Annotated in this window: 8 protein-coding genes; 1 reads left to right on the plus strand and 7 read right to left on the minus strand. The window is 41.2% G+C overall.

Features of this window, described 5'->3' with window-relative positions; translation table 11 throughout:
- Nucleotides 1-202, plus strand: a 202-nt coding sequence (locus X939_RS23980) for a hypothetical protein (RefSeq protein WP_044200263.1), incomplete at its 5' end; no start/stop codon positions are given.
- 553 nt (nucleotides 203-755) lie between these two features.
- On the opposite strand, the gene X939_RS0121045 is transcribed toward X939_RS23980, so the two are convergent.
- The 7 genes from X939_RS0121045 to X939_RS0121080 all read right to left on the minus strand — a co-directional run bounded on the left by X939_RS0121045 (nucleotide 756) and on the right by X939_RS0121080 (nucleotide 13906).
- Nucleotides 756-1445 (minus strand): ATP-binding cassette domain-containing protein, encoded by a 690-nt coding sequence (locus tag X939_RS0121045; RefSeq protein WP_052353517.1) that lies wholly within the window; start codon nucleotides 1443-1445, stop codon nucleotides 756-758.
- A 1452-nt stretch (nucleotides 1446-2897) separates the two neighbouring features.
- Nucleotides 2898-4544, minus strand: a complete 1647-nt coding sequence (locus tag X939_RS0121055) for a RagB/SusD family nutrient uptake outer membrane protein (protein WP_025765254.1) — start codon at nucleotides 4542-4544, stop codon at nucleotides 2898-2900.
- Between the two features lie 13 nt (nucleotides 4545-4557).
- Complete coding sequence (locus tag X939_RS0121060; RefSeq protein WP_025765255.1) at nucleotides 4558-7623, minus strand: SusC/RagA family TonB-linked outer membrane protein; 3066 nt, start codon at nucleotides 7621-7623, stop codon at nucleotides 4558-4560.
- 437 nt (nucleotides 7624-8060) lie between these two features.
- Nucleotides 8061-9638: a sulfatase family protein gene (locus X939_RS0121065; protein ID WP_229236127.1), complete on the minus strand. Its 1578-nt coding sequence runs from the start codon at nucleotides 9636-9638 to the stop codon at nucleotides 8061-8063.
- Between the two features lie 580 nt (nucleotides 9639-10218).
- The gene (locus tag X939_RS0121070) at nucleotides 10219-10416 is read right to left on the minus strand and encodes a hypothetical protein (protein WP_025765257.1); all 198 of its coding nucleotides are present in this window, start codon (nucleotides 10414-10416) and stop codon (nucleotides 10219-10221) included.
- A 23-nt stretch (nucleotides 10417-10439) separates the two neighbouring features.
- Nucleotides 10440-11105 carry an ABC transporter ATP-binding protein gene (locus X939_RS0121075; protein ID WP_025765258.1) on the minus strand — a complete coding sequence of 222 codons (666 nt, stop codon included), beginning with the start codon at nucleotides 11103-11105 and terminating at the stop codon, nucleotides 10440-10442.
- A 398-nt stretch (nucleotides 11106-11503) separates the two neighbouring features.
- A complete protein-coding gene (locus X939_RS0121080) occupies nucleotides 11504-13906 on the minus strand; it encodes an ABC transporter permease (protein ID WP_025765259.1) in 2403 nt (800 codons plus the stop codon).
- Nucleotides 13907-14011 lie beyond the last annotated feature (105 nt).

Genomic DNA, 14011 nt, shown 5'->3' on the forward strand with positions numbered 1-14011 from the left:
AATGGTCATTTCTGTAGGCCTAAACGGCCCTGGGGCAGGTTCTCGTCTTCAGGATGAATACAAGCAAATCGCAAATACAGGGATAGATCCGCCGGTGGAGCCCAGTGGGAGTCTCCTTATATATAGGACTGGTATCCGGATAAGAAATTGGCCAAGCCATAAGCCCCTATTTCTATACCTATATATAGGGGCTTATATATAGGATTAGATAAGGGTGGAAACTTCCATTGCAAAGAGAAGGATATTCAGATATGAATTCCAGCAGCAGATATGCCTTGGTTGACACAATGAGCACGGCTTATATATAGGAAAAGTTCTGGACTGCATCAAGAGGATATGAAATGGTCGGGATCCGAATTACTCCCCGCACTGCGGCTGCCCTAGATTCAGTGTTGTGATACGCTTGCCTATCCTTTAGAAAGACTGGGGGAGCTTGGGCACTGTAAATATCAAAAAGAATCCAAAATTGACTCCCTAACAAGGAAGATGCAATCAGCAACATCACAATCGGCCGAAAGCGGTATAGCATACCACCCTACTAGTTAGCATTTAGATACAAGAGTCGCCAACAGAAGACAGAGTTGTATACCTCAGCCGACCAAGCCAAACTTCGGAATCTAAATCCCTGATATGCATTCGAATTTGTAGTGGACACTAGGCCCAGTTAATCTTATGCCCCATTGATCATAAGATCAGAAGCAATTAAATGAAAAACCGTTACCTAATACTCTTCAAAACTAGAAATTTAATAAATCCTAGTCGGGCTTCGTCGTGGGGGTATCTAATAAACGGTCAATCTTAGGCGTCACTTCATTAATAATCTGACCCTTAATCAAATCTTTCAACAGAAAGAATTCACCCTGGCTATAGGTTTTCACAATATGCCCATTTTGTATATAACTAATATATTCAGCGCTGTTAAATAAAGTTTCTAAAATATGGGAGGATATAATTATTGTATCTCCCTTATGTTTTAGCCTTTCAATAATATAACTTAAAACCTCGCAGGACTTTAAATCTAATCCATTGAAGGGTTCGTCTAAAATAATAATATCTCGCTTCAACAAAAGAACTGCAATGATACTTAGCTTCTTTTTCATGCCAGTAGAGTAGTTATGGACGTAATCATCCAACGGCAATTCAAATAGTTCGTTCCAATTATCCAAATCAACCGTATTGAATGGCGATAATAGCGTCAAATACTCATAACCTGTCATATATGAATAAAAAAATCCTTCCGTCTCCAAGAATGCGATCTTATTTCTTTGTTCCTGATTGTAATGGTTAAAAATATATTTGAATAAGGTTGTTTTACCCGAACCATTAGCACCTAAAATCCCGTGTATCGTACCTTTTAATATGGATATGGTCAAGTCATCCAATACGAGTTTCTTAGCATAGCTAAAGTTCACAGACTTTAATTTAATAATTTCTGGAGATTCCATTTAGCTTTCAAATATTTGGTTCTGATAATAAATAGAGACAAGGGCAAAAAGGGACAGATAACAAAAAATATTATTAGCTCTAAAATAGTACTTTTGGAGTTTTTCCAAGGGTCGTAATTAGCATATTTTACAACTAAATAGTACACACCGTTAAGATTTAGAATAATCATACATCCGATTAAGATAATCAGATCGGCGATCGTATGATAATACAATATAGACAATACTGCCTGCGGGAAAAATGTAATATTTATAGTCTTCAGCAGCGAGGATATTTTAACATGAAGAAATTGACTCGAGTTTTGAAAAGGCTGAAGCATCTCCTTATTTTCAAAATCGCTATAAAAATCTCCAATAAATGTCGTCCAATAGAAGGCAAAAATTGGGAAAACGGACAAAAATGGTAGGATCACCAGGGAGAGCATATAGCTAACTGAAAATAAAAATATATTTCTACGAATACCAAACTTCCATTCGTTCGAGTAGATTGGCAAATAGGATGATATCTTTTTGAAGATTCCGACATTGTAGACCAAGTATTTACTCGACAAAATTGAAATCAATAAAAAGAAAATGAAATATAGAAGATAGTCATCAATACCATGAGTATAAAAAATAGGAGGTAGAAAAAGCAACAGAATTGTAAAATATTCAATACTGACTATTGCTATTCCAATCTTTTTTTTAGACAATAAGAAATTCAAATCGGACCTCCTGAAATGAATTGCTAATAAAGTCGCCCCTATAACAGGGTAGGAAACTGAAGTTTTCGCTCTTATCAAGAATACATAAATCGAAAGAAATGCCAAAAACTGAATCGTAAATACTGCCACTGAATTATCCCCCAAAGCAGCAGAAAAGCGTTGGAATTGTTTAAACCTAAAAAAGAAAAAGTTTTTAAAAATAAGTAAATTAATCATTGATCTATCCCCCCTAATAATCGGCCAATTTATTTATTGCTGTTGTATAATATACTCCTAGTCACTTATCTTTGAATTAGCAGGAAACGAACGAACTTGTTCTTGTTTAAGCTACAAACTAGACCGAGGATTTTAACAATTAAGTACAACCAAATTTTGGTATGAAATTTGAATGGCTGACTCTTTGGAATCCGTTTTGTTATACATACCCGTTGGAAAAATAATGAATACACATCCACAACTTGATGGAGATAGCACAAGTGCTGATACTACTTTTAATTTCTTATAAGCTAAAATATTAGCTAACCTGAATTACTTTAATAGTAAAAGTAAATTACATTAACCATATTTAAAAAATTATGTAAAATAATTGCAAAATCAGCAATTCTACAGTACAGTAGTTAACAAATTAAAGACCAGATAGGCATTCTTTAATCCAGCTTTTTAAAACCATGGATTACCAACCCACAAAAAAGCCCGCACCTACTCTGACAGTAAGATGCGGGCCGTAGGATAGACAATCCAGGATTCCTTAGTTATATCCGTTGTTCTGCTTTAAGTTGGGATTCAGGGTTACCTGTCTCCGTGGAATGGGGAATAGCTTATAAGTTTCACTGCTCGGGTCATGGTCCCACCAAGCTTTGGTGGTGAATTTCCCAGAGCGTATCAGGTCGTCTCTTCTGAATCCTTCGAAGATAAACTCACGTCCACGTTCGGCCAGGAGCTCATCCAAAGTTAGCGTACTGGTCGTATACTTGGCAGCTGCCCAGTCGGCAGTGGAGAAAGCTCGTTCCCTTACCTTATTAACCAATTCGACGGCTTCTGCTGTGGCCGCCCCGCCATTCTTACGCATTAGCGCCTCTGCTTTGGCAAAATATATATAGGATAGACGATAAAGGGCCCAGTCGGTGCTGTTATAATGCGGGTCCTCCAAAGCTCCTAGCTTATACTTATTGAAGCGCACGCCAGAATTTTCTTCTCCCTGTGTCATGTCAGATGGCAGGCTGTTAGGATCCTGCCCGGGTTGTAGACTCTTATTCCTGCGGATATTGTCGACAAATACCAGGGGCTGTCCATCGTACTCATTACCTCCAGAAGCAATTACCGGCTTGGTGGGGTCGGCATACTGATATTGAGTCCCTTCTAGAATCCATTCCTTTTTGCGCTTATCTTTATCGGAGAAAGTGGTGTAAACTCCAGGGATTACCACTACTCCATCATTTCCATTCCGGGCTCCTCCATATATATAGCGCTGTTGGAAATGAAAGAAGTCTCCAGGCCACTGTGGCTGAAAGTTGGCCTTCTGATACTCATAGGCAATGGAGAAGAGTATCTCTTTAGAATTGAAGTTATCAGGGCTAAAGGTATCTACTAGATTAGGATCTAGGGCTGCTGCTCCATTTAGACCTCCTCCTGCTCCACCTATTAACTTATCGGCTGCTGCAATACAATCGTCCCAGCGGGGAGTTCCAGTCCAGGCCTCTGCATTCAAGTAAAGCTCCACCAACATGGCATATGCTCCTGCTTTGGACATACGCCCTAGCATGTCTTGAGATAGCAAAGGAGCACCCTCAATATTATCCAGGATTTCCTTTTCTATAAATGCAAAAACTGCGGAGCGGTCTTGAGTTGCCGGATTGAGTGGCTCCCCTACTTTCGTAACTATGGGTATATTGCCAAACAAGCTCATGAGTTTCAGATAGTGAAAGGCACGCAACAGTTTCAACTCCGCTACAAAGGCCGTCTTTTCTGTTTCAGTGATACCCATTTGAGCGGGTTGGCGAGCTTCTAAGGCCTCAATAGGATCGGTGCAAAGGCCGAGCCCCCACCACATCAGTCTCCACGCTCCCCATACAGACTCGTCATCGGCCGTCCAGGTGTGGTCGTGAAGACGAATCCAGCGCCCACCATCTTGTCCGTGCCGACCCTTTACAGGCCAGGCTAGCTGATCGGCTGAAAGTTCATTGAGCCTCCACCAACCGTCCTGTCCTGGGGTTGCCCAAGCGTTGGCATGGGTGTAGGGCCGAAGAACAGCCGACACCACTTCGTTTCTATTATTATAAAAGTTATCCGTCACCAATTGGTCATAGATATTTTCATCCAAATCGGTACATGCATTAACAGCCAACAAGGGCAGGGCCAACGCAGCTATTTTTAATGTTCTTTTAAAATTTATCATTGTTATTTTAACTTTAAAATCCAATACTAAGACCTACCAAAAATGAACGGGTGTTGGGATAAGCGCTTCGGCTATCGATTCCCAGACTCAAACCATTGCCATTCTGATTTCCCAGACCCGTATCATTGACATAGTCAGGGTCGTTTCCTGTATACTTCGTAAAAGTGGCCAAGTTGGCACCAGTGGCGTATATGCGAAGGGAGCGAACGAAATCGGTTTTTAGATTAAAATTATAACTCAATGTGATCTCGTCCAACTTCAAGAAGCTCCCGGATTCCAAATAGTAGTCGGAATACTGATAGGTATCATTCAACTGATCGTGCTTTCCAAAGGCGCTATTCAGGAGATTGTTGGGTAAGGAAACCTTATTACCATAGGACAGATCCATTGTATTCAGGATATCATAGTCGAAGCGTCCACGCATAAATACCCGAAGACTTAAATTCTTATAAGTAAAATTATTCGTTAGAGAAGCATTGAACTTAGGGATACCATTTCCTATTACTGCTAAATCGGTAACAGAGGGGTCGGTAGAGTTGTTGATTTTGTCAAAACTTACCTTTTCATTATTTCTGTTATAGAATAACCATTTCCCATCTTCGGTAAATCCAGCGAAACGTTTTCCATAGAAATTACCTAATTTACCACCTTGGACAATACGCATGGCTTGTCCAAGCGCACCATATCCGCCAATATCACCCGTGTTAATGGCTTCTACCTTAAAGATCTCATTGGAAAGATCGTCGGCACGGTTGGTAACATAGCTTCCGGTTGCATCGATATTCCAGCTAAAATCCTTTCCTTTCACCACAACCGCACTTAGGGCAAGTTCCACCCCCTTGTTGGAGATAGAACCGACATTGGTATAAATTGACTCCCGAATAAATGGAGGCAATTGAGAGGTATAATTATATAGCAGGTCACTGGTCACCCGTTTAAATACATCGATAGATCCATTCAGGCGATTGTTCAGCATGGCAAAATCGGCCCCAATATTGAATTCCTTCTTGCGTTCCCATCTCAAATTAGGGTTTGGGTTACGGTTAGGCCCATAAGTTTGTCTCCATTCTCCGTCTGGGTTGATGTATACCCCCCCGGTACCCATGGTCACCAAAGAAGAGTAGTTGGCAATATCCTGATTACCCGTAACACCGAAACCTGCCCGTACTTTCAGGCTGTTTACAAATTTCACATCCTGCATGAAGTCCTCTTTAGTTAGGTTCCAGCCTATAGAGGCGGCCGGGAAATTCCCCCATTTGTTATTGGCTCCAAAACGTGACGATCCTTCTCTACGTAGAATCAAAGACAGCATGTATTTATCCATAAAGGAATAATTGGCCCTACCGAAGAAAGCGATCAGAGTATTATCACCTTTTGAACTTCCCATTCCTGCCTTTCCTGTCAATAGCTGACTTCCTGCTCCTAGGTTGTTCTCCTCGAAAACATCATTTACAAAACCATAATTATTGGCATTGAAAGCCTCAGCCACTGAATATTGGTAGCTATATCCTCCTACCGCGTTCAAGGTATGATTGGCCCCGAAGTTCTTGTCGTAGGTTATTGTAGGTTCTACCGTATAATTATTGCTCAGATAGGTTGAGCGGGAAGCGTAGCCTCCATTGGGATAGATATCATTTTCTTTAGAAAATTCGGAATCCAATGATCGGTAGGCTCCATCGATATAACTGTTGCGCTGAACGGCACCAAAAATAGATGCCTGAAGACCAGGAAGGATTTCCAGACTAAATTTGGCATCTGCCGAAGACGTCTGCTGCTGGCGATGGTTGGTCTCCTGCTCCAGGCGCGCCACCTCATTGGTACTCGTTTGCTCAAAATAATAGGAGCCATCGGGATTGTAGAACGATAAGGTAGGGTTGCGAATCAAGGACCCTTCCCAGCCTCCACCTCCTAACAAATTGGCCTTGTTAAAATTAGTAGCAAGATTTACCTGAGCCGTCAATCGGTTGTTCAATCCGGTTTGCATCACACTTAGGCGACCACCATACTGCTGACGGCCATTTTCTTTGGCGATACCCTGGAGATCCTGAAAATTGATACTCGCACGATAGGTCGTATTTTTAGCACCACCTGACATGGCTAAATTATGATTCTGACTGAGATTCCCATGGTTGATTAGCGCATCAAATGCATCATTACTTATTCCGTAATCGTTGCTAGGATCAATGATTCCCTCTGCGATTTTCTCCCTATATTGGGCGGCATTCATGAAGTCAGCCCGGTTCCGCACATATTCCTTTCTAAAATAGGTGTTATAATCGAAACGGGCATCACCTGCTTGGCCCTTTTTGGTAGTAACAAGAATAACTCCACCATTGGCTCGAGTACCATAGATAGCCGCAGCGGAACCATCTTTCAATACGCTGATCGACTCAACATCGTCTTGCTGAATTAGGTCCAAGTTTCCTCCCGGGATTCCATCTATTACTACCAAAGGAGCCAGACCACCCGTAATGGAAGTAACGCCCCTAACTTGTAGAGAAACACCAGAGTTAGGATTAGAACCGCTTCGGTTAACACTCAAACCAGCCACTTTCCCTTGTACCAGGTCCATCGCATTTCTAGCCCCTGAACGATTAAAGTCTTCTTCTGTCACATTGGCAATGGCTGAAGTTGTTCGCTCCCGGGTCTGGGTACCGTAACCCACCACGACCACTTCGTCAAGGAGTTTGCTATTTTCAGCTAATTTCACATCGATAAAAGTCCGGTTACCCACTACGATCTCCTGTGATATACTCCCCACGAAGGAGAATACCAGGATGTCTTGTGGACTCTCAACATCAATGGTAAAATTACCATCCACATCGGTATTAACTCCCTTGCTGGTACCCTTCACCACTACCGATACTCCGGGCAGGCCAATTTGATCTTTGGCACTTACTACCCGACCTTTAACGGTAATCTCTTCCGCAGCTCTTTCAAGGGCGCTCATGGATGCCTGCCGAACATTGACTGCGGCCTGCAGCTCACCTACCGAGGCCAGACAGAGGGCTACTCCCAGGGCTTTCCCCCCCAAGCCGCCTAAACGGCTTACTGATCTGAATAAAGTTTTTCTTTTCATGATTAATTGATGTGGTAAAAAAACTAAAAGCATTTAGCAAATGGGGTCAAAAAAAAGACCTTCTCAGCTCATTTGTTATAACTTCCGGCGACATATCTTCCTTTCGGTTCATAACCGTATCTCATTGAGCCCTACTATCTTCGAATTATTACATGGCTAATCCGTTTTAGCAAATTGAGCGTAATCCATAATCGCTGGAATCAGCTTTATTAAAAGGCTACACTAATAAATTAAAAGGATTTTATGAGATAATTCTCAGTCGCAGGGGCACGCCGACGAATAATTAATAACTGACGGCTAAGATATAGACTGACTTCAAATTTTGCAAACAAAAAACTAAAAGTTACTACCGGACGCTATCAGCTTGAAGGACTTCAGTAACTTTTAGTTTTTCCATATTTCTGAGCAGTGAGCATGCTCATTTAAGAAGAAGGGCACTAGGGGGTCTTGGGCATATAGTGCTTATCCATTTCTGTACTATCCTTATATTTCGCCCTGACCTCTTTTAGTTTCACATGCATTTGTTTTTGCACCTTTCGGTATTCAGGATCGTTATATAAATTTTTCATTTCCGTGGGATCCTCCAGAAGATCATATAATTCCCAACTGTCAATATCATGGTAAAAATGTATGAGTTTATATCTTTCGGTACGTATACCATAATGGCGCTTCACCTTATGCTCACCGGGATATTCATAAAAGGTATAATATATGGCATCTCTCCATTTCTTTTGTTTGCCCGCCACCAGGTCACGGAAGGATTCTCCCTGTATATCTTTACTGATAGGAACGCCGGCATAATCCAGGAAGGATGGAGCGAAATCCAGATTCTGGACCATTTCTTCAATTACCGTTCCGGGTCTTATCTCTTTGGGAAAGCGCATTAGTAAGGGTGTTCTGAAAGATTCTTCGTACATGAATCGTTTATCAAACCAGCCATGCTCCCCAAGATAAAAGCCCTGGTCGGAGGTATAGATAACAATTGTATTCTCTGCCAGACCATTTTCATCGAGATAGTCGAGCATTTGCCCTACTCCATCGTCTACCGATTGAATGGTTCGCAGATAATCTTTGAGATATCTGTCGAATTTCCATTTAGCAAGCTCCTCTCCTTCCAGATTGGCTGCCATAAATTCTTTGATAATAGGGTCGTAATAATCATCCCAGGCCTTGCGTTGCGATTCGTTCATACGTTTGTACATATTTTCGAAACTTTTGCGATAGTTGGTTTGCAACACACCTTCTTTGTCGAGCATTTTCAAGTCATACACCAGGTCCATATCCTTGGCAATGCTCATCTCCTGACTGGCTGCCGCCAATCTGCCTTGATAATCATCAAAGAAATTAGCGGGAGGGCTAAAGGTTGAGTCTTCAAAGAGTCGCAAATATTTTTCTTCTGGCATCCACGTCCGGTGAGGAGCCTTCTGATGATAGAGCAGTACGAAGGGTTTATCCTGATCTCTTTTATTTTTTAGCCAGTCTAAAGCGATATCTGTGGTAATCTGGGTGACGTAGCCTTCGATTCTTTTGGTCACCCCATTTTCAATAAAGTCGGGATTGTAATATTGTCCCTGGCCAGGAAGGACATTCGAATAATCAAAACCCTGAGGCAATCCATCCATATGTATTTTTCCTACCAAAGCGGTCTGATACCCATTGGCCTGCAGGGTCTTGGCAAAATTTTCCTGATCCCAATTGAAACCATGAACGTTATCAACTTTACCATTGATATGGCTGTGTTTGCCTGTCAACATAACGGCACGACTAGGTGCACAAATACTATTGGTGACGTACCCCTTCATAAAGATGGCCCCCTCCTTGGCAATCCTATCGATATTAGGGGTATTATTAAGTCCGTGTCCATAGGCACTAATAGCCTGATAGGCATGGTCATCACTCATAATGAAGACGATATTGGGTTTTTTACCTCCTTCTGGTGATTTCTGAGCAAAAGCATTAATTCCTAGTAGCATCCAAAAGAATGCAATGGCCAAGTTAATTAATCGTGATTTCAAAATAGTATAGGAATAGAGATTAGAATATTTAATAATCACCAAAATAAACGAATTGTGGGCATTATTAAAATTTCTAAAAAATAAACCTTTGATAATCATATTATTTTCTAAATTCCATATCGAGTCAAAATGTTGTTTCGGTTCATTCGAGAAGACCAAGCTGAATATTAGACATTATCACGCATTATTAAGCAGTGCTATCGGCAGTCATCGCTCAGCTATCAGATTCATGCCAGAACGGAGATATGGATGAGTACCAACTTTCGAAAGCTTACGGAGAAGATCTATAAAATCAATCCTGATAATATCTATTAAACTATAAGCTTGTTTAACCTTTTTTCATTTTGGCTATTTTCCTTAGAAACATCACTGAGGATGCCATAAAATGTAATGCTTTCCAATTCCTGACCCGTTTTCGAAATTCTATAATCATATCATCCCTTCGGGATCCGGTGGCTTGCATGGTTGGTTGAATTATTGCTCAGGCGATATTGATTTTATGGTTTAGACATCACAAATAATAAAATTCAACTGGGAATTCCCATTTTATAGCATATGTTTAAACAGCTTCTATAGTATATTATTCACTAATCCAATTCCCAAAGGCCTCTCCGATAAAGTTGGCATCCGCTATTACTGTATTCAACAATTGTTCTTGATAATCCGGGTGCTGTTTAATGGCGAGCTCGACGCAATCTTCAAGGGAAACTATTTGAGCATAGCTAAAATGAGAAAGCAAAAACCAAATGATAAAAGCAAGTATAATTTTTAATTTCATGGCTAATAAATGTCTAGATGATTTCAGCCTTCCAGCCAACCATCGTTTAATTTTACTATTTTATTTCCGTATGCTGCATTTTGTGCTGAGTGAGTTACCTGAACGATTGTTACGCCATCCTTTTCATTTAATTTTTTGAACAGCTCCATAATGATTTGCGCTTGTTCGGAGTGTAGATTCCCAGTAGGCTCATCGGCAAAAATCACTTTTGGCTCAGCAATTAGTGCCCTGGCTATGCCCACTATTTGTTGCTGCCCCCCAGAAAGCTGACTTGGGAACAAGTCCTTTTTACCAACCATATTGAATCGATCCAGACTATCCGCAACTTTGCTTTTTCTTTCACTTTTGGATACCCCCTTATACAAGAGTGGCATTTCAATGTTTTCATAAACAGTAAGCTCGTCGATGAGATGGTAGGCTTGAAACACAAAACCTATAGAATTCCGGTGGAGCTCCGTCCTTTTCTTTTCATTTAACTTTTGCACCCCTTGGTCCAAGAATAAATATTCCCCTTCAGACGCTTCCTCTAAGAGGCCGAGGATATGTAGCAGAGTAGACTTGCCAGAACCAGACGGCCCCATGATCGACATAAAGTCTCCCTGGTCAATTTTAAGATCGATATTTCGCAGGACATAGGTTTTACCAAATCCGGCGGGATAGTATTTCGATATTTTGTTCAGTTGTATCATTTTATTGGGAATTCGACGATTAGGTTATTTTGCATATTCTGTAAAAGGTCTAAAGGTGAATGTTAAAGCTTGCCTACAGCATATTAAGGAACAAGTATATTTCCTTACAGCGCTTAAAGGTTAATACAGCAAAACCATACCAAAACTCAAAAAGAAATCTAAGACCCTAATAATCAATAGACTACAAGGGAAAATAACTATATTTGCTGTTCGAAAATGAACATTTTTGTTCGGGTTCGAACATAGCGAAACGGGCTTCGGGAGAATGGGTTGAAATCGATTTTTGACGATTCCACATCGACCAGGCCACGAACAAATGATACAATCAATAATCCGTGTTGTCCTCAGACTATTTTAAACCAAATTACGATATTAAATCCTATCCCCTAAAACCTCCATTACTCACTCCGCAAACTCTTTACAGGATTGATCATCGCTGTTTTTATACTTTGATAGCTGACGGTTACCAGGGCAATACCTATTGATATTACCCCAGCCAAAGGATAAACCCACCAGTGGATCTCGGTATGATAGGCGAAGTCTTCCAGCCACACTTGCATTCCATACCAAGCTATTGGTGAAGCTATTATAATGGAAATGATTACCAGTTTAAGGAAGTCCTTGGACAATAAGGAAACCAAACTTCCTACAGACGCCCCTAACACCTTCCTAACACCGATCTCCTTTGTCCTTAGTTCTGCCATAAACATCGACAACCCTAGGAGTCCTAGACAAGAAATAAAAATGGCGATCCCAGCGAATATGCTAAACAGTGCCTGCTGGGTTTGCTCCGTGGCATATAGCCGCCCAAAACGTTGGTCAAGAAATTCATATTCGAACGGTTTGTTTGGAAATTCTTCGTCCCAGATCTCGTTAATATGTGCCATTGCCCCAGCCAAGTCATCCCCGGTAATGTGTACGGAAACCCGTTGAAGCCTACCTTGCTGATTAAACATCACGATCGGTGCTACTTTCTGATGGAGCGATTCGAAATGATAATCCTTGGTAACCCCAATAATTTGTCCATCAATTTCACCATACTTAAACCTATTCCCTACGGCATCAGCTACATTATCCCAGCCCAAAACCTTTACCGCCGTTTCGTTCAACACGAAGGCATTTGTTTTGTCAGTACTAAAATCAGTTGAAAAATTACGCCCAGCTGCCATGTCAATTTGATACGTGGGAATGAAGTCCTCATCCACCGACAAGGACTTAATCGTAATATCCGTAGGAGCCATCGAGTCACCTTTCATCACAAACGCATCCCAAGAATCTAATAATCGACTAGACGGTATACGAGACGAGCGCCCAACCTCCAAAATTCTGCTGTTTTCTTTCAGCCTTTGTCTGATCCCTCCAAAGTGAAGCGTCGAATCGTCGGGCATACCCAATAGCACCATCTGATCTTTGGTATAACCCAGCTTGAAATTTTTGACATACTTCATTTGACTGTAAACCACAGCGGTACTGATGATGAGTACCACCGCAATGGCAAATTGCACGACGACCAGCGTCTGACGCAGCATTCCATTTTTAAGGGATGCACCAATTTTTCCTTTTAATACGCCGATCGGCTCAAAAGAAGTCATAAAAAAAGCAGGATAGCTACCAGCAACCAAACCCGTAAAAAGGGCAATACCAAAGATCATAGCAGCAAAATATGGATCCAATAAGGAATCAATGCTTAATTCCTTTTGTGTAAAACCATTGAAGGCCGGCAGACAAAGTACTACCATAAACATGGCTATAATCACTGCCATGAACACGAGCAAGATAGATTCACTCAAATACTGATAAACCAACTGCCCCCTCGCCGCACCGATTACCTTTCGCATGCCCACTTCCTTGGCACGGGTAGCCGATGTAGCCGTTGCCAAATTCATATAATTAATGCAGGCGATTACCAGAATAAAAAATGCGATAGCCGAAAAAAGATAGACATATTGGATGTCTCCATTGGCCTCTATCTCCGAATCTAGATGAGAATAAAGGTGAATATCGGTCAATTTAATCAAGTCCAAAACCGAATAAGTGGAAGCTAAGGGTTCAATATTTCTGTTTTGAAATGCAGGAAAAGCCTTAACCATTTTACTCACATCATAATTTTCAGGCAATAGTAAATAGGTGGAAAATGAATTATTACCCCAATTGCTTCTTAGGCCCTCGGCTCCATAAACGCGGTTGTCGTTCAGGGTAGAGAAGGAAACCAAAAAATTGGGATGAAAATGGGACTGCGCTGGCAGAGGCTCAAACACTCCTGTGACGGTATACGTAAGTTGATTATCTAATCGCAACACCTTGCCAATCGGGTTTTCTGATCCAAAATATTTTTCGGCCATTGGCTTCGAAAACATAATTGAAAATGGATTGTCCAAGGCATTGTTTTTATTTCCGGCCAAAACATTCATGGTAAATACCTTGAAAATATTGGGGTCCGCCACAAATACGTTTTCCTCATTAAAGGCTTTCTCTTTATACTTAAACAATCCACCCGTTTCTAAAAGACGCACAACCTCTTCCACTTCTGGAAAATCTTGCTTGATAAGCGGCCCAAACGGTGGGGCAGCATGGCCGAGCTGCAAAGAAACCGTACCGTCTTTTGACAAAAACGTACGGGAAAGCCGGTAAATCCGATCGGCATGCTCATGGGAACGGTCATAGCTGAGCTCATCTTTAACGTACAACGCAAGCAAAAAAAAGCAGGTCAACCCAATGGCAACACCTGAAATATTGATAAAGCTAAACAGCTTATGTTTCCACAAATTTCTAAATGCTAATTTTAAATAGTTATGTATCATATTATTTGCTTTAGGCCGTAAGCGGTAGGCTTTAGGCGGGGGTTGTTTATTATTGACTCTCGGCAGCCGGATATTGGCTATCGATGTTTTTTATGGCCCTTAAAT

Origin of the sequence: Dyadobacter tibetensis Y620-1 (genome assembly GCF_000566685.1) — a bacterium.
In the GTDB taxonomy this organism is placed as follows: domain Bacteria; phylum Bacteroidota; class Bacteroidia; order Cytophagales; family Spirosomataceae; genus Dyadobacter; species Dyadobacter tibetensis.

What these genes read in the sequence shown, in the direction of transcription:
- X939_RS0121045 (WP_052353517.1), bottom strand. Translation starts at nt 1,445, where the DNA reads ATGGAATCTCCAGAAATTATTAAATTAAAGTCTGTGAACTTTAGCTAT.
- X939_RS0121055 (WP_025765254.1), bottom strand. Translation starts at nt 4,544, where the DNA reads ATGATAAATTTTAAAAGAACATTAAAAATAGCTGCGTTGGCCCTGCCC.
- X939_RS0121060 (WP_025765255.1), bottom strand. Translation starts at nt 7,623, where the DNA reads ATGAAAAGAAAAACTTTATTCAGATCAGTAAGCCGTTTAGGCGGCTTG.
- X939_RS0121070 (WP_025765257.1), bottom strand. Translation starts at nt 10,416, where the DNA reads ATGAAATTAAAAATTATACTTGCTTTTATCATTTGGTTTTTGCTTTCT.
- X939_RS0121075 (WP_025765258.1), bottom strand. Translation starts at nt 11,105, where the DNA reads ATGATACAACTGAACAAAATATCGAAATACTATCCCGCCGGATTTGGT.
- X939_RS0121080 (WP_025765259.1), bottom strand. Translation starts at nt 13,906, where the DNA reads ATGATACATAACTATTTAAAATTAGCATTTAGAAATTTGTGGAAACAT.